A 22,110-nucleotide genomic window follows, 5' to 3' on the forward strand; every position below is an offset into this window, starting at 1 on the left:
CACGCGAGGAAGAAGTCATGCACATATTGCTGACCGGCGGTACTGGTTTGATAGGACGTCAGCTTTGTCGACACTGGTTGAGTCAGGGGCATCGCCTGACGGTCTTGAGTCGTACGCCCGATAAAGTTGCGAAAATTTGCGGCGCTGCAGTGCGTGGTGTCGCACTGTTGGAAGACCTCGGTCAAGAACCGATTGACGCCATTATCAACCTGGCGGGTGCGCCGATTGCCGATCGACCATGGACGTCCAAACGTAAAGCGCTGTTATGGAGCAGCCGGATTACCTTGACCGAAACCCTGCTGGCCTGGCTGGAAAAGCGCGAGCAGAAACCCCGGGTACTGATCTCCGGCTCTGCCGTGGGTTGGTACGGTGATGGCGGCGAGCGGGAGTTGACCGAAGAATCACCGCCGGTGATCGACGACTTCGCCAGCCAGCTGTGCATCGCCTGGGAAGAAACCGCGCAGCGTGCGGAGGCCTTGGGGATTCGGGTGATCCTCATTCGCACCGGTCTGGTGTTGTCTGCCGACGGCGGCTTTTTGTCGCGCCTGCTGCTGCCGTTCAAATTCGGGCTGGGCGGGCCGATCGGCAACGGTCGGCAGTGGATGCCGTGGATTCATATCAACGATCAAATCGCCCTGATTGATTTTCTTCTGCATCGCAATGAAGCCAGCGGTCCATATAATGCCTGCGCACCGAAGCCGGTACGTAATCGCGAGTTTGCCAAAACCCTGGGCAGCGTATTGCATCGCCCGGCGTTCATGCCGATGCCGGCGCTGGCGTTGAAGGTCGGCCTGGGCGAGATGTCATTGTTGTTGCTGGGTGGTCAACGGGCCACGCCGGCGCGTTTGCTCGAAGCAGGATTCACCTTCCAGTTCACTGATTTGCGCGCGGCCCTGGACGATCTTTCCAGCCGCCTCTGAAATAGGACGTTGCATGACCGATCACGCGTTGCTTCTGGTCAACCTGGGCTCACCGGCCTCCACTTCGGTGGCGGACGTGCGCCGTTACCTCAATCAGTTTCTGATGGACCCCTACGTGATCGACCTGCCTTGGCCGGTGCGGCGTCTGCTGGTGTCACTGATCCTGATCAAGCGTCCCGAGCAGTCGGCCCACGCGTATGCTTCGATCTGGTGGGACGAAGGCTCGCCGCTGGTGGTGCTCAGTCGTCGCTTGCAGCAAGCGATGACTGCGCACTGGCATCACGGCCCGGTTGAGTTGGCCATGCGATATGGCCAACCGTCCATCGAGTCGGCGCTTACACGACTGATCGCCCAAGGGCATAAGCGGATAACCGTGGCGCCGCTCTATCCACAATTTGCCGACAGCACCACCACAACAGTGATCGAAGAGGTCCGGCGTGTATTGCGCGAGAAAAATCTCAATGTGCAACTGTCGATACTCCAGCCGTTCTACGATCAACCGGAATACCTTGATGCTCTGGTGGCCACGGCCGGACCGTACCTGCAACAGGATTACGACCACCTGTTGCTGAGCTTTCACGGCTTGCCTGAGAGGCATCTGACCAAGCTCGATCCGACCGGCCAGCATTGCTTCAAGAATGAAGACTGCTGCAAGAACGCTTCGCCAGCGACCCTGGCGACCTGTTACCGCGCCCAATGCCTGCGTAGCGCAGCGGAGTTTGCCAAGCGCATGGGGCTTGCGGACGGCAAATGGTCGGTGTCGTTCCAGTCGCGTCTGGGGCGTGCCAAATGGATTGAGCCCTACACCGAAGCGCGTCTTGATGAGTTGGCCAAGTCGGGTGTGAAGAAACTATTGGTCATGTGCCCGGCGTTCGTTGCCGATTGCATCGAGACGCTGGAGGAAATTGGTGATCGCGGTAAAGAGCAGTTCCGCGAAGCGGGGGGCGAGGAATTGGTGTTGGTGCCGTGTCTCAATGATGACCCGCGTTGGGCACAGGCATTGACCAAGTTATGCGAAAGAGCGCCTTTGGCTCTCTAGGAACCCAACCTGTGGCGAGGGAGCTTGCTCCCGCTGGGTCGCGAAGCGGCCCCAAAATCTTGCAATAAATGAAGATTTTGTGGCTGCTGCGCACTGGTGCGCCAGACCGGTCAAGCGGGAGCAAGCTCCCTCGCCACAGGGATCGCCTGTTACACCAGCGGCTCTTCCGCCTTCTTGTGCTTCCAGCTGTCATTGCCCGGCAGGATCAGGTTCAGCGCAATCGCCACCACCGCGCACAGCGCAATGCCTTTGAGGCCGAAATCATCCGGGCCGGTGCCGGTACCCACCAGCACACCGCCGATCCCGAACACCAGGGTCACCGACACAATCACCAGATTGCGCGCCTCGCCCAGATCGATCTTGTGGCGGATCAGCGTGTTCATGCCTACCGCTGCAATCGAACCGAACAACAGGCACAGAATGCCGCCCATCACCGGCACCGGAATGCTTTGCAGCAGTGCGCCGAATTTGCCGATGAATGCCAGGCTGATGGCGAATATCGCCGCCCAGGTCATGATTTTCGGGTTGTAGTTCTTGGTCAGCATCACCGCGCCGGTGACTTCGGCGTAGGTGGTGTTGGGTGGGCCGCCGAACAGACCGGCTGCGGTGGTGGCAATGCCGTCACCAAGCAGCGTGCGGTGCAGACCGGGTTTCTTCAGGTAATCGCGACCGGTCACGCTACCCACGGCAATCACACCGCCGATGTGTTCGATAGCCGGGGCCAGGGCCACCGGAACGATGAACAGGATCGCCTGCCAGTTGAATTCCGGCGCGGTGAAGGCCGGGATGGCGAACCATGGCGCCGCGGCAATCTTCGCCGTGTCGACCACACCGAAATAGAATGACATGGCAAAACCCACCAGCACGCCGGAAATGATCGGCACCAGGCGGAAAATGCCTTTGCCGAACACGGCGACGATCAGGGTGGTCAGCAGCGCCGGCATCGAGATCAGCATTGCGGTCTGATAGTGAATCAGCTCGCTGCCGTCTCCCGCCTTGCCCATCGCCATGTTGGCGGCAATCGGCGCCATGGCCAGGCCGATGGAGATGATGACCGGGCCGATCACCACCGGTGGCAACAGGCGGTCGATGAAACCGGTGCCTTTGATCTTCACGGCCAGGCCGAGGAAGGTGTAGACGAAGCCAGCCGCCATCACACCGCCCATGGTCGCCGCGAGGCCGAATTGACCCTTGGCGAGAATGATCGGGGTGATGAAAGCAAAACTCGACGCCAGGAACACCGGCACCTGACGTCCGGTGACCACCTGAAACAGGATGGTTCCCAGGCCGGCGGTAAACAGCGCCACGTTCGGGTCAAGGCCGGTAATCAGCGGCATCAACACCAGGGCGCCGAAGGCCACGAACAGCATCTGTGCGCCGGACAGCACCGTGCGCCAGAGCGGATCGTTGAACTCTTGCTGCATGCTCACGCGTCCTTCTGCTTGGTGCCGAAGATCTTGTCGCCAGCATCGCCCAGGCCCGGGATGATGTAACCGTGTTCGTTGAGTTTTTGATCAATGGACGCGGTGTAGATGGTCACGTCCGGGTGAGCTTTCTCGACCACCGCAATGCCTTCGGGCGCGGCAACCAGCACCATGGCGCGGATGTCCCTGCAACCGGCCTTTTTCAGCAAGTCGATGGTCGCGACCATCGAGCCGCCGGTGGCGAGCATCGGGTCGATGATCATGGCCAGGCGTTCGTCGATTTCCGGTACCAGTTTTTCCAGGTAGGTGTGGGCTTCGAGGGTTTCCTCATTGCGGGCCACACCCACGGCGCTGACTTTGGCGCCCGGGATCAGGCTCAACACACCTTCGAGCATGCCGATACCGGCACGCAGAATCGGTACTACAGTAATTTTCTTGCCGGCGATTTTCTCGACCGACACCGTGCCGCACCAACCTTCGATATCGTAGGTTTCGAGCGGCAGGTCTTTGGTGGCTTCATAGGTCAGCAGGGCACCGACTTCCTGAGCGAGCTCACGGAAATTCTTGGTGCTGATGTCTGCGCGGCGCATCAGGCCAAGTTTATGACGGATCAGCGGGTGGCGGATCTCGAGGATGGGCATGGGAAAGGCTCCGGCGGCGGGCAAAAAAACCGGCCTAGATTAATCTATCCGAGGGTGTTGTCCTATAGACATAGAGTACGTTAGTCCACAAACGCTTGATCTGGCCTCGCTTGATGCGTACCTTTGCCCGCTTTTCCTGAACCGCCACCCCCCTCAATCCCCTGGAGAGCGCCATGTCCGCTGATCTCGAGCATATCCGTCAAATCATGCGAGAGGCTGACTGCCTGTACACCGAAGCTGAAGTCGAGGCGGCCATCGCCCGCGTGGGTGCACACATCAATGAAGAACTGGCGGACAGCAACCCGGTGGTGTTCTGCGTGATGAACGGCGGGCTGATTTTTGCCGGCAAACTGCTGACCCATCTACAATTCCCGCTGGAGGCGTCCTACCTGCACGCCACCCGTTATCGCAACGAAACCAGCGGCGGTGAGCTGTTCTGGAAGGCCAAGCCGGAAGTGTCGTTCATCGACCGTGACGTTTTGATCATCGACGACATTCTCGACGAAGGTCACACCCTGGGTGCGATCATCGACTTCTGCAAACACGCCGGTGCCCGCAAAGTGCACACCGCCGTGCTGATCGACAAGGATCACGACCGCAAGGCTCGCCCGGACCTGAAAGCCGATTTCGTCGGTCTGCCGTGCATCGACCGTTACATCTTCGGCTACGGCATGGACTACAAGGGCTACTGGCGCAACGCCAACGGGATTTTTGCCGTTAAAGGAATGTAAGACATGGATACGCCTCGCTTTCTCGATCAGACGTTGTTCGCGGAACTGGCCGGGAAAGCCGCGGCCAATCCTCGTGGACGCCAGCATTACAACTTCCATCAGATGGAAGACGCTTGCCATCGCATGGCGGTGGCGCTGCAGCCGTCCACCTACATTCCGCCTCACCGGCATCTGGGTGACAACAAGGCTGAAACCCTGCTTGTCCTCAAAGGACGCCTGGGTGTGTTGATCTTTGACGAGAACGGTACGGTGCTCAGCAAGACCGTGCTTCAGGCCGGTGGCGACTGTGTTGGCGTGGATCTGCCGACAGGCGTATTCCACGGCCTGGTGGTGCTTGAAGACGATAGCCTGATGTTCGAATGCAAGGCAGGGCCTTACCGCCCGGTCGGTGAAGGTGAACTTGCCGGCTGGGCGCCGCGCGAAGGCGAGCCTGGTGTTGCCGAGTATCACGCCTGGATGCGCGCGCAGTTCGATTGATCCAAGCCAGATCAAAGCATCGCAGCCTTCGGCAGCTCCCATAAGGGCCTGATGTACACCCTGTAGTCGCTGCCGAAGGCTGCGATCTTTGCTTTTAAAGCCATGATAGAGTGCTCGGCCCCGCCCTCCGGAGCCTTGTCATGAGCCTTTTGTTTCGCAGCTGCGCCGCTCTGTTGCTGACCCTCAGTCTGCCCCTGGCCGCTGCCCCGGCACCGATGCACGGGCAGTTCCTGCCACCGGATGACCTGACTCTGCGTGACGCAGAGCCCGAGCAGCAGCAGTTGTTGCAAGTCACCGAATATTCGGTGGTGGTCGGCAGTCAGCGCCAGTCCAATCAGCAGCCGATCCCGGTGACCTCGCCGCTGCTGGTTCGCCTCAAGGGCAAATCCCTGAACAAGGGAGCAACCATCAGTCAGGTGCTGGTCAATTTCGACGGCGAAAGCAAAAGCCTGAAGAAACCGGTTTACGACGACAAAACCAAGACCCTGACCCTCTATTACCCGCTGGCGCAGTACCGGGTGGTGATCGATCTGTTGCGCAATGACACGGTGTATTGCCAGTTCTTGAGCTATGCCAATGGCCACATTTGGGCCGATCTGCACACTGGCGCCGTTCGTCCGCGTTGAGCCCGGCGCCCGCGCAGGGGTAAACTGCCTGCCCTGTGAAATGTCTGCGAGCTGGAGTCGGCAATGCGTAAAGATAAGAAACAAGTGATTGGTGACGAGATCGGCGATGAGCAGATCAAATTGTTCCTCGATTTCGAACCGGTCGACGCGACTTCTCCGTCCCTGCACAAACTGGTCAAGGCCTACCGTGGCCTGCGCATTGATGACTTCGAGCGCTTCCTGACGTTCTTCGTCGAGGCCGGTTTTGACGTCAACGGCAAAGACGAGCAAGGCAATGACTTCATTGCCTTGATCAAGGATCAGCGTAATGCGGCCGAGTACATTGAACTGATCGACAAGGCTCGCGGCTGATCAATTTTTCCCTGTAGCGAGGGAGCAAGCTCCCTCGCCACAAAGAAGGTTTGACCGCCCATAAAAAAACGCCCCGTTCTCAAAGAGGACGGGGCGTTTTTCATGGGGCCGAATCAAGCGTAGCTTTCGGTCTCGCTGCTGGCTTCAACCAGTTCCAGGGCAACGTTGTTCTGCGTGTTGATCTTGCGATACAGCGCAGCGTCGGCTTCCAGGACTTTTTCACGGGCCGGGAAAATTTCTGCCAGTTTGGCAGCCCATTCGCCTTTGGCCTGGTTCGGGAAGCATTTTTCGATCAGTTCCAGCATGATCGAAACCGTTACCGAAGCACCCGGCGAAGCGCCGAGCAGGGCGGCGAGAGAGCCGTCCTTGGCCGCGACCAGTTCGGTACCGAATTGCAGGATGCCGCCTTTTTTCGGGTCTTTCTTGATGATCTGCACCCGTTGCCCGGCCACTTCCAGGCGCCAGTCCTCGGCTTTCGCTTCAGGGTAGAAGCGACGCAGGGACTCCAGGCGCTGTTCCATGGACTGCATCACTTCGCTGACCAGGTACTTGGTCAGGTCCATGTTGTTTTTCGCCACGGCCAGCATCGGGCCGATGTTGCCGGCGCGAACCGACATCGGCAGGTCCATGAAGGAGCCGTGCTTGAGGAACTTGGTGGTAAAACCGGCATAAGGTCCGAACAGCAGGGACTTCTTGCCGTCGACGACGCGGGTGTCCAGGTGCGGCACCGACATCGGTGGCGAACCCACGGCAGCCTGGCTGTAGACCTTGGCCTGGTGGTGCTTGACCACTTCCGGGTTATCGCAACGCAGCCACTGGCCGCTGATCGGGAAGCCGCCGAAGCCTTTGCTCTCTTCGATACCCGAGGCTTGCAGCAGGGGCAGTGCCGCGCCGCCAGCGCCGAGGAAGACGAATTTGGCGTCGACTTCACGGGTGTTGCCGCTGTTGACGTCCTTGATGCTGACGGTCCAGCCACCGTTTTTGCGCTTGAGGCCGGTCACGCGCTTGCAGTATTTGACCTGGGCATCGGGTGCGCTGGTCAGGTGCTTGAGCAACTGGTTGGTCAATGCGCCGAAGTTGACGTCGGTGCCATTGATCACGCGGGTGGCGGCAAGGGTTTCGCCGGGGTCGCGCCCAGGCATCATCAACGGCATCCACTCTGCCATTGTCGCCTTGTCTTCGGTGTATTCCATGTCGGCGAAGGCGTGGTGCTTGCTCAGCACCTTGAAGCGTTCCTTGAGGAAGGACACGCCGCTGTCGCCCTGGACGAAACTCAGGTGTGGCACCGGGCTGATAAACGATTTGCACGAGCCGAACGTGCCTTTTTTGGTCAGGTACGACCAGAACTGCTTCGACACCTCGAACTGGGTGTTGATGTGCACGGCTTTCTTGATGTCGACGGAGCCATCGGCAGCCTGTGGCGTGTAGTTCAACTCGCACAGGCCGGCATGACCGGTACCGGCGTTGTTCCACGGGTTGGAACTCTCCGCGGCACCGGAATCCATCAGCTCGACGACTTCCAGCTTGATCGCGGGGTCGAGCTCTTTGAGCAGTACTGCCAGGGTGGCACTCATGATGCCGGCCCCAACCAGTACTACGTCGACTGCTTCGTTATGCGCCATTTAACGCGTCTCCAAAATCTGCAGCACCAAATTGACGGCATGGCTGCCAGGCGTTCCGGGGCGAGTCAGTAATGCCCCTCGAACTCATGGCAGGATCGCCATGTCCGAATCTTCGCAATTTTTTGCAACTTCGACGGACGCTACCGGCCGGGTCTAATCAGAGTCCTATGAACTCATTTCAACGGGCGGCTGGCAATTCGACTTATGGTCGAGACATCCGTTTGTGCAACCAAATCCGTAGCGGACAGGCTTCAGGCTCCGGTGTTCGAGGCGTACTCGGTCCTGTGTCGTTGGGCTGTTCTAGACGCTAATGGTGCATGTTCAGACGCAAAACTATTCATTTGCTCGCCACACTCTTGTGAAGTTGTGAAAACCCGTTTTTTTCACGCTCTTTTGAAGACGTGAACCTCAAAAAAGGGCTGCCTCTGCCTGGCACCGTGCCCGAATGCTTTGCCGCCAGGGAGTTCATGGCAGGCAAAACGGGCAAACAGCTCAGTGACCGAGCGTCATGACAGCTCTGCAGATTCGCGAAAAGTGGAGGTTTTGCTTGATGAACAGCAAGCGCGCCAGCTTCACTCGATCTGTGTGGGCGGCTCTCTGTGGGCGGTGCGGGGTGCCAAAACCGAAGCATTGACGATGCTGCGAGGCCCGATCAGGAGACGTCCTTATAATCGGGGGGAGATTGTAGCGAAGAAACGTAGGGAATTGGTCGTGTTTAATGACTTTTATTAGGCGTTCGGTCAGGTGGTCAACAGTTGCTGTGCCCGCGAGCGTGGCTGGCGTGCAATCACGCGGGCGCTGGCAGGCAAGGGCTTGTGCAGCCAGTTGAGGCGGATTTCTTCGATTTCGACCCAGCCATCGCCCATGGGCTGCAGGCTGCATTGTTTGAATGCCTGGCAATGGCCGTTGCGGTCGAGCAGCGCAAAGCTGCGGTGATGCGGACGTGCTTCTAACAGCGAAACGAGAAAACGCATGGCGAGAGACCTCTTGGGTGATTGACCATTACGTTCGCAGCCACTCGTGACGTGCAAGTGAAGGCTGGGTGAAAAATCTGTGACAGGAACCGTGATCTCTCGGGTTTGTCAGAGATTTCAGTAATCGTTGCATGACCCTAGTTAGCCGCAGTGGCCCACCGCTATACTGCCGGCCTGTTTGTGCCTGATTCTGGAGAGAAGAGCATGTTGCAACGCCTGTTGTTCGGTTTGATCACTGTGACCAGCTTGACGCTGGTCGGCTGCGCCCACAGCCCGCAACAACTGAACCCGGAACCCAAGTTGACGGCCCAACTGGCGCCGGTCGGCCACGGACAGCCGGTGGTGGTGCGTGTAGTCGACGGTCGTCCGTCGCCGACCCTGGGTACCCGCGGCGGTCTGTATCCGGAAACCAGCGCGATTACCGTGCAGGGCGCGCAGATCCTGCCGAAACTGCAAGCCCAGGCCGAAGCGGCCGTGCGGCTGCTGGGGTTCACCCCGAGCACCAACGCGCCGAACGCGCCGCAAATCACCGTGACCCTGGCTGAATTGAAGTATCAGTCGCCTAAAGAGGGCATGTATGTGACCGAGGCCACTATTGGCGCGACTTTCCGCTCCGATGTGCAGAACGCCAACCGTCGCTACAGCGGTCGCTACGGTGCGTCCCTGGACCAGCGTTTCGGCATGGCGCCGAACCAGGAAACCAACACCAAGCTGGTCAGCGATGTGTTGAGCGATGCGTTGACCCGTCTGTTCAAGGACCCGACCGTGGGTCAGGTACTCGGCGAATAAGCGTTCGCAAGATGTAAGAAAGCCCGGTGCCAGCAATGGTCCCGGGCTTTTTCATGTCTGATGTACACCCTTCCCTGTAGGAGCTGAGCTTGCTCGCGATGGCGGCATGACATTCAACATTGTTGTCGACTGACAGTGCGCGATCGCGGGCAAGCCTCGCTCCTGCAGGGGGCGAGGTATCACGCGGCTTGCGAGTAGAAGTCCAGCACACTGACTCCGGTCAGCAAATCCGCCTCCGGCAAATCCGCATGTTGGTGGCCGCCGAGTGCGCAATACACCAGCCAATGGCGGTCCTGAACATTGAAGGCGAGGCTGCCGACGAGGGTTTGTTGTTCGTCGTTGTGGGCGATGAGATAGAGGCGATCCTGGTTTTCGGCGTGAAGCATGACGCAGTCCGTGTCGGTTTCGAGGCGCGCATGTTCGCCGATGCAGATGACGAAGCTGTGACGCAGGACAGCCATTGGTCATTTGTTTCGTTATTTGTCGTAAAGGGGAGTGCAGGTACAGAGGCTTTCGGTAGAATCCGCGCCGCGGTCGTCGGTCTGGCGCTCGCCACACCGGTTTTGCTTGAGGTTTGTGATGTCGCTGCATTTGATGACGCTGTTTACCGCCCATCCCGCCAAGTTGATCAATCTGCTGGCCTTGTTCTTCGCCTTTCCGGGCGGCTGGTTGCTGCATGCCACCCGTCGTCGTGAACAACGCGCGATGGCCAATCTGCAAGCGCAACGCGAGAGTCGCCCCAGCGAAGAACCGACGCTGGACTGGGCCACCCTGCGCATGAACCGGTTTTTCTACAGCTTCGGCTTCGCCTGCATGGGGCTGGCATTGCTGGTGTCGTGGATCAGCACGCAAGTCTAGATTCAACAAAAACGGCGCCCGAAGGCGCCGTTATCGTATCCAGCCGAAACCGCTTACAACGGCAGTCCAGCCTTGACCCGGTACTGATTGCGCACCGGTGTTGCATATTGCAGCACCAGGTACGGACGATGCTCTTCAGGGCAAGCGTCCAGGCGTTGCTGCCATTGCTCCTGGGCCTTGGCCAATTCGTCCGCCGCGAACATCTCGGCAGCGCTCGGTACCTGCAATTGCGGGTCGGCGTCTGTCCATTGTGCATAAGCCAGGTAGTGCACCGGGAACAAGCGGTACCCGCCCAGAATTTGCTTGTCCATTTCGACGGCCAATTGCTTGGTGTCTTCGAACAGCTCGGTGATCGGCGCGGCAAAGTTCACGTGCACCCGGCCCTTGTAGCCGGTGATGCCCTTGGCGATGCTCACGTCATCTTCGCCCGGCGCCTTGGTGTAAGTGCCGGTGGTGGCGCGGATGTAGAGCTCGCGGGCCTTGGCCTGGTCGCAAGGGTCATATTCGTAGCTGATCGACACAGGCGTGAGGTTCAGCGAACGGATCACTTCGCCGAACGGTTCGTCCTTGCGGCTCATGTGGAACATCTTGAGGATCGCCGACTCGGTACGGTCATCGCCGTCCTTGGCCCGGCCTTCGGCTTGGGCGATCCAGATCGAGGCGCAATCGTTACGGATCGAATGATTGATATACGCTGACAACAGTTGATACGCCGCCATCTTCTCGCGGCGACCCGTAATCGAACGGTGCACGATGAAGCTCTTGTTCAGACGCATCAGGTCACTGACAAAGGGCTTTTGCAGCAGGTTGTCACCAATTGCGATACGCGGGGTCGGCAGGCCGGCGTGGTACACGGCGTAGTTGACGAAGGCCGGGTCCATCACGATGTCGCGGTGATTGGCAATGAACAGATAGGCGCTGCCGGACTTGAACTGCTCGACACCGGAATAGGTGACCCCATCGGTGGCGCGTTCAATGGTGTGGTCGACGTAAACCTCGACTTTGTCCTGCAAAGTGGCGACCGAATTGACGCCAGCGAACTCACGGCGCAGCCGATGAGCTATAAGGGGTTTGAGTGCCCAGCCTAAAGCACCGGCAAAACGCGGGAAGCGGAAGTGGGTGAGGATATCTAGAAACGCCTTGTCGCCGAGCAGCCGGTCCAGTACTGCCGGGACTTCGCTGTCGTCGTAAGGTCGGATGGCATCGAATTCGCCCATCATGCTCTCTTGTTAGAAACGGCTAGGGTAAGTAAAGGTTCTGATCGAAAACCGGCGGGGTACGGTCTGAAAAAGTAGTCAGACAAAAATAGCCCTGCAAATAGACCGGCGATTATACGCACAAGTCACCCGGGAGACCGCGATGCTGGAAAACGCGCTGTATGAATGTCCGTATTGTGGTGAAGAAGTCGAGACGACGGTGGACCTCTCCGGCGGCGATCAGACCTACATTGAGGACTGTCAGGTGTGCTGTCGGCCAATCACTTTTGTATTGCAGGTTCATGGTGAGGATTGGTTTCTGGAAGTCTTCAGCGAAAACGAATGAGGGGCGCATATGCAGCGCATCTACGAACCGGAAAACCTGATGGAAGGCGAGCTGCTGCAAGGCATGCTCGCCAGCGAGGGCATCGAGGCGCATCTGGTGGGCCGCGATCTGGTCGGGGCCACCGGTGAATTGCCGATCTTCGGCCTGCTGGGGTTGGCGGTGGATAACGATCAGGCCGAATACGCCCGCGAGCTGATCAGCGCGTACAATGCCGCGCTGCCGCTGTCCGGCGATGAACCGGAAAGCTTCCCCGGCACGCTGGTCTGTTAGGCTGGCGTTCGTTTGATCAAGAGTCGTGCTGCCCCATGTGTGGACGTTATGCCCTGTTTCGCTGGAACCGCGACTTCGCGACCCTGCCAGGTTTTCCCGCCGATCAGCAGGCGCAGTGGAACATTTCCCCCAATGATTCGGTGTTGATGCTGCGTGCCGGTGCGCACGGCCAGCGGGAACTGGCGCGCGCGCGCTGGGGCCTGACGCCGCCGTGGCTGACCGATCTGTCCCGAACCCCGGCCCATGCCCGCGCCGAAACCGTGGCCGAGCAACCCATGTTTCGCGAAGCATTGCGACTGCGGCGCTGCCTGCTGCCTGCCAACGGTTTCTACGAGTGGCGCGGCACCACGCGCAAGCGCCCATACTGGTTGACGCCGGGAGAGGGTTCGTCATTGTTTTTCGCGGCGATCTGGGAAGCGTATCCGGTGCAGGAACAAGTCTGGTTGAGTACGGCGGTCATCACGCAGCCGGCGGCGAGCCAGCGTCGGCCGCTGATTCTGGATGAGGCGGGGCAGGCGGCATGGCTCGATCCCGAGACGCCGCTGCACACCTTGCAAGCCCTGCTGGCCAGTGAGCCCGCCGCGTTGCGCGAGCGCGTGTTGGCCAATATGGTCAATGATCCGAAGCTCAACGGGCCGGAGTGTTTGACCCCGGGTTGATGGGTTGTCTGTGCTGACCCAATCGCTGGCAAGCCAGGCTCCCACAGGGTTTTGCGGTGTTCACGAAACCTGTGGATCAGATCCTTCCACAGTGTTTTGCGGCGCACGCAAAACACTGTGGAAGCCTGGCTTGCCCGCGATGGGGCCTTTGGATCAGACCTTGAACTGATTGATCAGCCGCCGCTGCTGTTCGGCCAGTTTGGTCAAATCCGCACTCGCCGCGCTCGATTCATCCGCACCGCTGGCCACTTCATTGGCCACTTGCCCGATATTGATCACGTTGCGGTTGATGTCATCGGCCACCGCGCTTTGTTCTTCGGCGGCGCTGGCGATCTGGGTGTTCATGTCGTTGATCACCGACACGGCTTGCGTGATGGTTTCCAGCGCTTGGGCCGCCTTCGCCGCGTGTTGGACGCTTTCGTCCGTGCGGTTCTGGCTGTCTTCCATGACCCGCACCACATCCCGTGTGCCCTGTTGCAACTGTTGAATCATGGTCTGAATTTCTTCGGTGGCCTTCTGGGTTTTCTGCGCCAGGTTGCGCACCTCATCGGCCACAACGGCGAAGCCGCGACCCTGTTCACCGGCCCGGGCGGCTTCGATGGCGGCGTTCAGGGCCAGCAGGTTGGTCTGCTCGGCAATCCCGCGGATGGCGGTGAGGATCGCGTTGATGTTTTCACTGTCCTTGGCCAGGGTTTGCACCACACCGACCGCGCGTCCTATTTCCAGGGCCAGAGCACCAATGGAATTCGAGGTATCACGGACGATTTGCATCCCCTGGCTGGCAGCCTGATCTGCATGGCTGGCGGCTTGAGCCGCTTGCGTCGCGTTACGGGCTACGTCCTGGGCGGTGGCGGTCATTTCGTGCACCGCCGTGGCGACCTGATCGATCTCGGCCATCTGCTTGTGCACGCCGGTGTTGGTGCGGATGGCGATGTCGGCGGTGTGTTCCGAAGAGTCGCTGACGCTCTGCACCGACGTCACCACCTGAGTGATCATCGCCTGCAACTTGCTCAGGAAGGTGTTGAAGCCTTTGGCGATCGAGCCCAATTCATCGGCGCGGTCGCTGCTCAGGCGGCGGGTCAGGTCGCCTTCGCCCTGGGCGATATCGTCGAGCATCGCGACCATTTGCTTCAACGGACGGGCAATGCCGTGGCCCACCAGCCAGATCACCAGCAAACCGATACCGGCAATCAACAGGCCGACCATGGCCATGCCGAACGTGTCCGACTTGCGCTGGGAGTCGAGGTCCGCCTGGAGTTTCTGCAGATCGGCCATGACCGCATTCAGTGGGAGTTGCAGCATCAGGGTCCAGCGGGCGTCGGTCTGGCCGATGCCGAAGGGCAGATACAACTCGATCCGGCCCTGGGCCTTGTCGACGGTATAGGTGACTTCGCCACGCTTGAGATTGGCCATGTTGGCAATCTGCTTGCTGTCGAGAATGTCGCTGACTTTTTCGCCGAATTTGCTCGGATCCTTGGTGTAGGCAACGATTCGTCCATTGCCGCCGATCAGGGCCATTTCGCCAGCGCCGCTGTAGAGTTTCTGGTTGGCGCCGAGGAGCATTTCCTGAATGAAGTTCACTGACAGATCGGCACCGACGATGCCCTGGAAGGCGCCGTTGAGCATGATCGGCTCAATAAAGGAGGCGAGCATGACGATTTTGTCGCCGACCTTGTAAGGGGCCGGATCGATCACACAGGATTTTTTGGTTTCTTTCGAGCACAGGTAGTACTCGCTGGCGCGCACCCCGGTGGACAGGGTTTTCTGGTCATCGACGTCCACCAGTTTGTCCAGCCCAAGGCTGCCGTCTTCATTGCGGAACCACCAGGGCAGGAAGCGCCCGTTGCTGGTGTCGATGCCAGCGACCTGGGTGCCGACGTACGCCGCATCGTTGTGATCCAGCGCGTCTTTTTCCCAGCCGATGTAGGTGCCGAGGATCTTCGGGTTCTTGGCTACGTTTTCCTTGATCAGGCCGATCAATTGCTCGCGGCTGAGGCTCAGGGCAGGTTGGCCATCGGCGCCGGGCGTGCCGATCAGCGCGTTGACCCGCACCAGGCCGCCGGCAATCAACAGGGGGGCTTCCAGCTCGCGCTGGATCTGACTGACCTGGGTTTGCGCCAGTGAGGTCAGGCGCTGCTCGATGACTTGCTCGAATTGCGCCTGGGTCCGTTCCTGGACCATGTCTTGCGTCCGGGCACCGGAGAACAGCGCATAAACGACCAGGGCCGCCACCACACTCAGAACGATGGCGCCGGCCAGGGCCGCCACGGAAAACTGGATCGACTTGAATTTCATGGTTGCTCCGCACGCAAAAGGACATCCGCGGAGGTGTATCGGCAGGGGGTTGAAGGGGCATGAGCGGGCGTCACTGAAATGACTGTTTTGGGGTGCTCGATGTCGCAAATGAATCATTGCCCGCGCTTTACGGACGGTGGCTTACCCGGTTTCGTGAATTTTTTACTGCAGTGACGAGAGCTTTGTCTGAAATGCGCGTCATATATGCCGTTGTATCTGGCGTCGATACATTTCCGCGCCTAGGATACGGTCATGTTTTCAGGGAGTTTTTTGATGAACAAGACATTGGTTTCGTGTGCGCTGAGCGCAGGTCTGTTGCTCGCCGGTTGCCAGTCTGTCAACACCACCAGCGGTGGCGCGGTGGGTGTTGAGCGCAAGCAGTACATGTTCAGCATGTTGTCCTCGCAAGAGGTCGACCAAATGTATGCCCAGTCTTATCAGAAGACCGTCGGCGAAGCGTCCAGTAAAGGCGTGCTGGACAAAACCAGCAGCGATGCCAAGCGCGTACAGGTGATCGCCGATCGGCTGATTGCCCAGACGCCGAACTTCCGCCCGGATGCGGCCCAGTGGAAGTGGGAAGTCAACCTGATCAAGAGTGACGAGCTCAACGCCAACTGCGGACCGGGCGGCAAGATCTTTTTCTACACCGGACTGATCGACAGTCTGCAATTGACCGACGATGAAATCGCCGCGGTGATGGGCCATGAAATTGCCCATGCCTTGCGTGAGCACGGTCGTGAAGCGATGTCCAAGGCCTACGGCATGGAAATGGCGAAGCAGGGCGCTGGTGCGTTGTTCGGGTTGGGGCAGGATACCCTGGCGCTGGCCGACACCGTGGCCAACTACGGCATGACCTTGCCCAACAGCCGCGGCAATGAGAACGAGGCCGATCTGATCGGCCTGGAGCTGGCTGCTCGCGCGGGTTACAACCCGAATGCCGCCATTACCCTGTGGAACAAGATGAGCAAGGCCAGCGAAGGTGCTCCGCCAGAGTTCCTCAGCACGCACCCGTCCTCTAGCACCCGGACTGCAGCGTTGAAGGCGGCGATTCCGAAAGTCATGCCACTTTACGAACAAGCCAAGAAGTCCTGATCTGCGCGCGAGGGCACTTGTGGCGAGGGAGCTGGCTCCCGCCCGGCTGCGCAGCAGTCGTAAATCCGGATGACGCGTCGAGTCTGACAACACGCGATCATCTGGTTTGGGGCTGCCAGGCCGCCCAGCGGGAGCCAGCTCCCTCGCCACAATGATTGCCTACCGCGTCAAACCCATCCGCTAGCCTGCATCGCCTTGTATACCGCAACAATCGCCAGAATGAAGAACGCCGACGCCGCCAAGCGGCGAATCAGGGTCAACGGCAGTTTGTCTGCAGCGAAGTTACCCGCCAAGACCACCGGCACGTTGGCAATCAACATGCCCAGGGTGGTGCCGATGATCACCAGCCACAATTCCGGATATTGCGCAGCCAGCATCACGGTCGCGATCTGGGTCTTGTCACCGATTTCCGCGAGAAAGAACGCGATCAACGTCGTCAGGAACGGCCCGAACTTGCGGGCGGTGCTGGCTTCGTCGTCATCCATCTTGTCTGGCACCAGGGTCCACAAAGCGGTGGCGGCGAAGCTGATTGCGAGGATCCAGTGCAGTAACGTATCCGAGAAGAAACTGCCCACCCATGCGCCAACCGCACCGGCTGCCGCGTGGTTGGCAAGGGTCGCGGCAACGATACCGGCGATGATCGGCCAAGGCTTGCGGAAACGGGCTGCGAGAATGAGCGCGAGCAGTTGCGTCTTGTCGCCGATTTCGGCCAAGGCAACGATTGCGGTGGGAACGAGCAATGAATCCAGCATCAGGGGTTTTCCTAAGGGGCGGGTCGACACGGCTATGACACGTACAGCCTTCCCGCCCCGGGTAAGGTGTGCGTGTCATAGGTCTTGTCAAACCCTGCGATCCGTCTGATGCGGACGCTTGGGTCGCATACGCCATGGTCTGAGGACCAAGTATGTTGACGTATGCCGGACGAGCATGGCGCTCGTGGGAGACTACTCCCCTAGGACGGAGCGGATTCTGCCTAGGCAAAATCCATTCGGCAAGTACAAATTTCTACCCGCGTTTGGCTCGGTAGATCCTGAAACCCTGACCTTCGGCCTTGATGGCGCACACGCCAAGGTGCTCTTCGATCAATGGTTGATACTTCAGGAAGCTATTGGCTACCAAGCGAAGTTCCCCACCATTTTTCAGATGTTTGGCTGCTTTTCGCAGCAAATTCTCGGTGGCGAAGTAATCGGTGTGCACGCCGACATGGAAGGGCGGGTTGCTCAGGATCGCACTCAAACCCATCGGTGCAGCGTCGATGCCGTCGCCGGTAATCACTTCGGCTTCCAGACCGTTGGCGGCTAACGTCAGGCGACTGCTGGCGGCGGCGAACGCGTCGACGTCGAGCATTGTCACCTGATTGTGCGGATAGCGCCGTTTTACCGCGGCGCCTAAAACACCTGCACCGCAACCGAAGTCCAACAGGTGACCACTGGGCAGTTTGTCCAGATGCTCCAGCAACAGTGCGCTGCCGCGATCCAATCGACCATGGCTGAACACGCCCGGCAGGCTGATGACTTTGAGCGGGCCTTCAGCCAGTGGCAGTTCGTAGGTCTGGGCGAGGCTTTCCAACGGTTTGGCTGCAGGCGCATTGGCCACAGTCACCAGCCACAGCTGGCAGTGTCGCGCGCTGTCGAGTTTGCGCGGCTTGCCGAACGGATTGAGTTGTTTGGCGGCGCCCTCGATGCCGCTTTTTTTCTCGCCCACCAGGTACAGCTCGCGCCCCGCCAGCCGCGAGGCCAAGGCGTTGAGGATGTAGTCGGTCAAATCCTTGGACTTGGGCAAAAACACCACGGCGGCGTCAAACGGGTGTTCCGGCACGTGTACGCCAAAATCGCTGCGCTCGGCGAAACGCGCGTCCAGTACGGCTTGATCACCCGCATGCCAGCACCAGCCGCGAGCGTCGGGCAGGCGGCCCAGCAAATCGTCGGCGGGAAGACCGGCCAACAAGACTGGCCCCTGGAATAATTCAGCCTGACGAAGCAGTACTTCACTGCGCGGATCCATAACTGCTCCTGTGAAAAAAAGTGTCGCAGTCTATCAACTGACGACCCGCAGCGCCTTACCGCTGAAGTAGGCGAGGGCGTTTTCAGTGACTTGGCCGACGATGCGCTGGCGTGCCTCGCGACTGCCCCAGGCGTTGTGCGGTGTGACAATCAAGCGCGGGATGTCATTGGCCAGCAGCGGATTGCCGTTGACGGGCGGTTCGACACTCAGCACATCGGTAGCGGCACCGCCGAGGTGACCCTTGCGCAACGCGTCGGCCAGGGCCTGTTCATCGATCAGGCCACCGCGAGCGGTGTTGACCACAAAAGCGCCGGGCTTCATCGAGGCCAATTCACGGGCTCCAATGAAATGGCGGGTGTGCTCGTTGAGCGGGCAGTGCAGGGTCAACGCGTCGACTTGCGGCAGCAGCTCGTCCAGCGGCAAACGATCCGGGCGGGCAGGGCGCCCCGGGATCTGGCCCAGCAACACACGCATGCCGAACGCTTCGGCCAGCCGAGCGACGGCACCGCCCAATTCGCCATGGCCGAGCAAGCCGAGGGTTTTGCCTTCCAGTTCGACGATCGGGTAGTCCAGCAGGCAGAACTGCCGGGCCTGCTGCCAGCGACCTTCGCCCACGGCTTTCTGATAGTCGGCCAGACGCGTCGCCAAATTGAGCAGCAGCATGATCGTGTGTTGCGCCACGGACGGTGTGCCGTAACCCTGACAATTGCACACGGTAATGCCGTGGGCACGGGCGGCCGCAAGATCGACGTTGTTGGTGCCGGTGGCGGTGATCAGAATCAGCTTCAGCTCGGGGCTGGCAGCCATGGCCGCGGCGTCGATCAGGATTTTGTTACTGATCGCCACGGTAGCGCCCTTGAGGTGATCGATCACTTGATCCGGCAAAGTCTGCGAGTACAGCTGCAGCTCGCTGAAACAATCCCGTAGCGGCTTGAGATCAAGGTCGCCCAGATCGAGGGACGGGTGGTCAAGGAAAACGGCGCGGCGAGTGTTCGTCATCAACTGTACCTTTTGTGCAATGAACTGAAGGCGTAATCTGCCGAGCCTACCAGATGAAATAAATAGTTACGCTTGGCCTGAAGGAGCCCTCATGTACTGGACCGAGTTCTTGACCGTTGCCTTGATCCACTTGCTGGCTGTGGCCAGCCCTGGCCCGGACTTTGCCGTGGTGGTGCGTGAAAGCGTCACTCACGGTCGTCGCGCGGGCACCTGGACAGCGCTGGGTGTCGGTACGGCAATTTTCCTGCATGTGGGGTATTCCCTGCTGGGTATCGGCTTGATCGTTTCCCAATCGATCATGCTGTTCAACGCCCTGAAATGGGCCGCTGCCGCTTACCTTTTGTACATCGGCTTCAAGGCATTGCGGGCAAAACCTGCCAAAGCGGTGACTGACGATTTGCACAAGGAAGCGGGCGAGCGCACCGCTCGCGGCGCCTTCACCTCGGGCTTCGTGACCAACGGCCTGAATCCGAAAGCCACGCTGTTTTTCCTGTCGTTGTTCACCGTCGTGATCAACCCGCACACGCCGCTGGCGGTACAGGCCGGTTACGGGGTGTACCTGGCAGTGGCGACGGCGATCTGGTTCTGCCTGGTGGCCATGTTGTTCAGCCAGCAACGTGTGCGTGCCGGGTTCGCCCGCATGGGGCACTGGTTCGACCGAACCATGGGCGCGGTACTGATCGCCATCGGCGTGAAGCTGGCATTTACCGAGATGCACTGATTGTAACGGTCTTCAAACACCGGCAAATGCTGGCGCAACGCTAGCATTTGCGCGGCCCTGCAAATCATTCCTTTGGCTGATTTGGCTGACGTTCAGGCGCACTACAGTGCGTACTTAACAGCCACGACCGTGCAGTCAGAAAAGGGATTCTTATGTTGCAGACTCGCGTTATCCCCCCAGCCGAAGGCGCTTACCAGTATCCGCTGCTGATCAAACGGCTGCTCATGTCCGGCGCGCGTTATGAGAAAACCCGCGAGATCGTTTACCGCGACCAGTTGCGCTACAGCTATCCGACCCTGATCGAACGGGTCGCGCGGCTGGCCAACGTATTGACGGCCGCCGGGGTCAAGCCCGGGGACACCGTGGCGGTCATGGATTGGGACAGCCATCGGTATCTGGAATGCATGTTCGCCATTCCGATGATCGGTGCAGTGATCCACACCATCAACGTGCGTCTGTCGCCGGAACAGATCCTCTATACCATGAACCATGCCGTGGACCGCTTTGTCCTGGTCAACAGCGAGTTCGTGGGGTTGTACAACGCGATTGCCGGTCATCTGACCACGGTCGAGAAAACCTTGCTGCTGACCGACCTGCCGGAAAAAACCGCGGACCTGCCCAATCTTGTGGGTGAGTACGAGCAATTGCTGGCCGCCGCGAGCCCGCAGTACGACTTCCAGGACTTCGACGAGAACTCGGTAGCCACCACGTTCTACACCACCGGCACCACCGGCAATCCCAAGGGCGTGTACTTCAGCCATCGACAACTGGTGCTGCACACCATGGGCGTGTCGACGATCATGGGCGCCATCGACAGCGTGCGCCTGCTGGGCACCAACGACGTGTACATGCCGATCACCCCGATGTTTCACGTCCATGCGTGGGGGCTGCCTTACGTGGCGACCATGCTTGGGCTCAAACAGGTCTATCCGGGCCGCTATGACCCGGAGTTCCTGGTGGAGCTGTGGCGCAAGGAAAAGGTCTCCTTCTCGCATTGTGTGCCCACCATCCTGCAAATGGTCCTCAATGCCAAGGCGGCACAAAACACCGACTTCGCCGGCTGGAAAATCGTCATTGGCGGCAGCGCGCTGAACCGTACGCTGTACGAAGCCGCGAAGGCCAAGGGCATCCAGTTGACTGCCGCCTATGGCATGTCGGAAACCGGACCGCTGGTGTCCTGTGCGCACCTCAACGACGAATTGATGGCCGGCTCCGAGGATGAACGCACCACCTACCGGATCAAGGCCGGTGTGCCCGGGCCATTGGTCGAAGCGGCGATTGTCGATGCCGAAGGCAACTTCCTGCCGGCCGACGGCGAAACTCAAGGGGAGCTGGTGCTGCGCGCGCCGTGGCTCACCGAAGGCTATTTCAACGAGCCGCAGAAGGGCGCCGAGCTGTGGGCCGGGGGCTGGTTGCATACCGGTGACGTGGCAACGCTCGACAGCATGGGCGTGATCGATATCCGCGACCGGATCAAAGACGTGATCAAGACCGGCGGCGAGTGGATCTCCTCGCTTGATCTGGAAGACCTGATCAGCCGCCATGCAGCGGTACGCGAAGTAGCAGTGGTGGGGATCGCCGACCCGCAATGGGGCGAGCGTCCGTTTGCCTTGCTGGTGGTACGCGAAGGCCATGTGATCGGGGCGCGGGAACTCAAGGAACACCTCAAGCCATTTGTCGAACTGGGGCACTTGAGCAAGTGGGCGATCCCGAGTCAGATCGCCCTTGTTACTGAAATTCCCAAGACCAGTGTCGGCAAACTCGACAAGAAGAAAATTCGCGTCGACATCACCGAATGGCAGGCCACCAACAGCACCTTCCTTTCGACGCTTTAAGTCTCTTGCGGCGTGCCCGAAAAGGCACGCCAGCCCCACCAAGCAAGCGCTTGGCTTGTCAAATCCGAAATTTCAGCCATTCTTGCCGTGCCGACAGGTGTCGGCTTGGCAAAGGACTGTTCCAGAGTGGCTGGCAGCTGCAAATCACACTTTAGAGGGATCAAGCACTACTACCTGCTGGCTATAGTCCGCTCAAGGATTTTTAAGAACGGGGCAAACGCACAAACCGGGGCGATGCAAC

The 22,110-nt window shown here is 59.5% G+C and carries 24 protein-coding genes and 1 riboswitch; of the genes, 14 read left to right on the forward strand and 10 right to left on the reverse strand.

Annotated elements, in window-relative coordinates:
• Positions 1 to 17: 17 nt before the first annotated feature.
• Positions 18 to 920: a TIGR01777 family oxidoreductase gene (locus tag D8U73_RS01810; RefSeq protein ID WP_056853261.1), complete on the forward strand. Its 903-nt coding sequence runs from the start codon at positions 18 to 20 to the stop codon at positions 918 to 920.
• A 13-nt stretch (positions 921 to 933) separates the two neighbouring features.
• Positions 934 to 1,959: a ferrochelatase gene (gene hemH, locus D8U73_RS01815; RefSeq protein WP_130903575.1), complete on the forward strand. Its 1,026-nt coding sequence runs from the start codon at positions 934 to 936 to the stop codon at positions 1,957 to 1,959.
• A gap of 149 nt (positions 1,960 to 2,108) precedes the next feature.
• On the opposite strand, the gene D8U73_RS01820 is transcribed toward hemH, so the two are convergent.
• Together D8U73_RS01820 and upp are read right to left on the reverse strand one after the other, a co-directional pair.
• Positions 2,109 to 3,383: a uracil-xanthine permease family protein gene (locus D8U73_RS01820; RefSeq protein ID WP_130903576.1), complete on the reverse strand. Its 1,275-nt coding sequence runs from the start codon at positions 3,381 to 3,383 to the stop codon at positions 2,109 to 2,111.
• A gap of 2 nt (positions 3,384 to 3,385) precedes the next feature.
• Complete coding sequence (gene upp, locus D8U73_RS01825; protein WP_056853258.1) at positions 3,386 to 4,024, reverse strand: uracil phosphoribosyltransferase; 639 nt, start codon at positions 4,022 to 4,024, stop codon at positions 3,386 to 3,388.
• A 173-nt stretch (positions 4,025 to 4,197) separates the two neighbouring features.
• Here upp and D8U73_RS01830 point away from each other — a divergent pair, with 173 nt between their 5' ends.
• The 4 genes from D8U73_RS01830 to D8U73_RS01845 all read left to right on the forward strand — a co-directional run bounded on the left by D8U73_RS01830 (position 4,198) and on the right by D8U73_RS01845 (position 6,209).
• Positions 4,198 to 4,755, forward strand: a complete 558-nt coding sequence (locus D8U73_RS01830) for a hypoxanthine-guanine phosphoribosyltransferase (RefSeq protein WP_056853257.1) — start codon at positions 4,198 to 4,200, stop codon at positions 4,753 to 4,755.
• Between the two features lie 3 nt (positions 4,756 to 4,758).
• The gene (locus tag D8U73_RS01835) at positions 4,759 to 5,232 is read left to right on the forward strand and encodes a WbuC family cupin fold metalloprotein (RefSeq protein WP_130903577.1); all 474 of its coding nucleotides are present in this window, start codon (positions 4,759 to 4,761) and stop codon (positions 5,230 to 5,232) included.
• Positions 5,233 to 5,372: 140 nt separating this feature from the next.
• Positions 5,373 to 5,858, forward strand: coding sequence for a hypothetical protein (locus D8U73_RS01840; RefSeq protein WP_056853255.1), 486 nt, complete (start codon positions 5,373 to 5,375; stop codon positions 5,856 to 5,858).
• Positions 5,859 to 5,921: 63 nt separating this feature from the next.
• Positions 5,922 to 6,209 carry a PA4642 family protein gene (locus D8U73_RS01845; RefSeq protein ID WP_130903578.1) on the forward strand — a complete coding sequence of 96 codons (288 nt, stop codon included), beginning with the start codon at positions 5,922 to 5,924 and terminating at the stop codon, positions 6,207 to 6,209.
• 113 nt (positions 6,210 to 6,322) lie between these two features.
• Here D8U73_RS01845 and mqo read toward each other — a convergent pair whose 3' ends face one another.
• A complete protein-coding gene (gene mqo, locus D8U73_RS01850; RefSeq protein ID WP_130903579.1) occupies positions 6,323 to 7,831 on the reverse strand; it encodes a malate dehydrogenase (quinone) in 1,509 nt (502 codons plus the stop codon).
• A gap of 740 nt (positions 7,832 to 8,571) precedes the next feature.
• Entirely contained in the window at positions 8,572 to 8,805 is a 234-nt protein-coding gene (locus D8U73_RS01855; RefSeq protein WP_130903580.1) for a hypothetical protein, read from the reverse strand.
• A gap of 204 nt (positions 8,806 to 9,009) precedes the next feature.
• On the opposite strand from D8U73_RS01855, the gene D8U73_RS01860 reads away from it, so the two are divergent.
• Positions 9,010 to 9,594 (forward strand): YajG family lipoprotein, encoded by a 585-nt coding sequence (locus tag D8U73_RS01860; protein WP_056853251.1) that lies wholly within the window; start codon positions 9,010 to 9,012, stop codon positions 9,592 to 9,594.
• Between the two features lie 179 nt (positions 9,595 to 9,773).
• Here the strand turns inward: D8U73_RS01860 and D8U73_RS01865 are convergent, their stop codons facing one another.
• The gene (locus D8U73_RS01865; protein ID WP_034149566.1) at positions 9,774 to 9,980 is read right to left on the reverse strand and encodes a hypothetical protein; all 207 of its coding nucleotides are present in this window, start codon (positions 9,978 to 9,980) and stop codon (positions 9,774 to 9,776) included.
• Positions 9,981 to 10,173: 193 nt separating this feature from the next.
• On the opposite strand from D8U73_RS01865, the gene D8U73_RS01870 reads away from it, so the two are divergent.
• Positions 10,174 to 10,452 (forward strand): hypothetical protein, encoded by a 279-nt coding sequence (locus D8U73_RS01870; protein ID WP_056853250.1) that lies wholly within the window; start codon positions 10,174 to 10,176, stop codon positions 10,450 to 10,452.
• A gap of 53 nt (positions 10,453 to 10,505) precedes the next feature.
• Here D8U73_RS01870 and D8U73_RS01875 read toward each other — a convergent pair whose 3' ends face one another.
• Positions 10,506 to 11,672: a 1-acyl-sn-glycerol-3-phosphate acyltransferase gene (locus D8U73_RS01875; RefSeq protein ID WP_056853249.1), complete on the reverse strand. Its 1,167-nt coding sequence runs from the start codon at positions 11,670 to 11,672 to the stop codon at positions 10,506 to 10,508.
• A gap of 139 nt (positions 11,673 to 11,811) precedes the next feature.
• On the opposite strand from D8U73_RS01875, the gene D8U73_RS01880 reads away from it, so the two are divergent.
• The 3 genes from D8U73_RS01880 to D8U73_RS01890 are packed head-to-tail and all read left to right on the forward strand — an operon-like array spanning position 11,812 to position 12,923.
• A complete protein-coding gene (locus D8U73_RS01880; RefSeq protein WP_056853248.1) occupies positions 11,812 to 11,994 on the forward strand; it encodes a CPXCG motif-containing cysteine-rich protein in 183 nt (60 codons plus the stop codon).
• A gap of 9 nt (positions 11,995 to 12,003) precedes the next feature.
• On the forward strand, positions 12,004 to 12,264 hold the full coding sequence (locus D8U73_RS01885) for a DUF2007 domain-containing protein (RefSeq protein WP_056853247.1): 261 nt from the start codon (positions 12,004 to 12,006) through the stop codon (positions 12,262 to 12,264).
• 35 nt (positions 12,265 to 12,299) lie between these two features.
• Positions 12,300 to 12,923 carry an SOS response-associated peptidase gene (locus D8U73_RS01890; protein ID WP_056853246.1) on the forward strand — a complete coding sequence of 208 codons (624 nt, stop codon included), beginning with the start codon at positions 12,300 to 12,302 and terminating at the stop codon, positions 12,921 to 12,923.
• A gap of 153 nt (positions 12,924 to 13,076) precedes the next feature.
• Here D8U73_RS01890 and D8U73_RS01895 read toward each other — a convergent pair whose 3' ends face one another.
• Positions 13,077 to 15,218, reverse strand: a complete 2,142-nt coding sequence (locus D8U73_RS01895) for a methyl-accepting chemotaxis protein (RefSeq protein WP_056853245.1) — start codon at positions 15,216 to 15,218, stop codon at positions 13,077 to 13,079.
• Positions 15,219 to 15,491: 273 nt separating this feature from the next.
• On the opposite strand from D8U73_RS01895, the gene D8U73_RS01900 reads away from it, so the two are divergent.
• Complete coding sequence (locus D8U73_RS01900) at positions 15,492 to 16,310, forward strand: M48 family metallopeptidase (RefSeq protein WP_056853244.1); 819 nt, start codon at positions 15,492 to 15,494, stop codon at positions 16,308 to 16,310.
• A gap of 167 nt (positions 16,311 to 16,477) precedes the next feature.
• Here the strand turns inward: D8U73_RS01900 and D8U73_RS01905 are convergent, their stop codons facing one another.
• The 3 genes from D8U73_RS01905 to D8U73_RS01915 all read right to left on the reverse strand — a co-directional run bounded on the left by D8U73_RS01905 (position 16,478) and on the right by D8U73_RS01915 (position 19,313).
• Positions 16,478 to 17,062 carry a TMEM165/GDT1 family protein gene (locus D8U73_RS01905; RefSeq protein WP_056853243.1) on the reverse strand — a complete coding sequence of 195 codons (585 nt, stop codon included), beginning with the start codon at positions 17,060 to 17,062 and terminating at the stop codon, positions 16,478 to 16,480.
• Positions 17,063 to 17,152: 90 nt separating this feature from the next.
• Positions 17,153 to 17,275: riboswitch (yybP-ykoY riboswitch) on the reverse strand.
• Between the two features lie 40 nt (positions 17,276 to 17,315).
• A complete protein-coding gene (locus D8U73_RS01910) occupies positions 17,316 to 18,314 on the reverse strand; it encodes a class I SAM-dependent methyltransferase (RefSeq protein WP_130903581.1) in 999 nt (332 codons plus the stop codon).
• 33 nt (positions 18,315 to 18,347) lie between these two features.
• A complete protein-coding gene (locus D8U73_RS01915; RefSeq protein ID WP_056853241.1) occupies positions 18,348 to 19,313 on the reverse strand; it encodes a 2-hydroxyacid dehydrogenase in 966 nt (321 codons plus the stop codon).
• 91 nt (positions 19,314 to 19,404) lie between these two features.
• Between D8U73_RS01915 and D8U73_RS01920 the strand changes: the two genes are divergently transcribed.
• A complete protein-coding gene (locus D8U73_RS01920; RefSeq protein WP_056853240.1) occupies positions 19,405 to 20,034 on the forward strand; it encodes a LysE family transporter in 630 nt (209 codons plus the stop codon).
• 152 nt (positions 20,035 to 20,186) lie between these two features.
• A complete protein-coding gene (locus tag D8U73_RS01925; protein WP_056853239.1) occupies positions 20,187 to 21,869 on the forward strand; it encodes a fatty acid--CoA ligase in 1,683 nt (560 codons plus the stop codon).
• Positions 21,870 to 22,110: the final 241 nt, after the last annotated feature.

The sequence above is a fragment of the Pseudomonas sp. Sample_22 genome (assembly GCF_004307635.1).
Lineage (GTDB): Bacteria > Pseudomonadota > Gammaproteobacteria > Pseudomonadales > Pseudomonadaceae > Aquipseudomonas.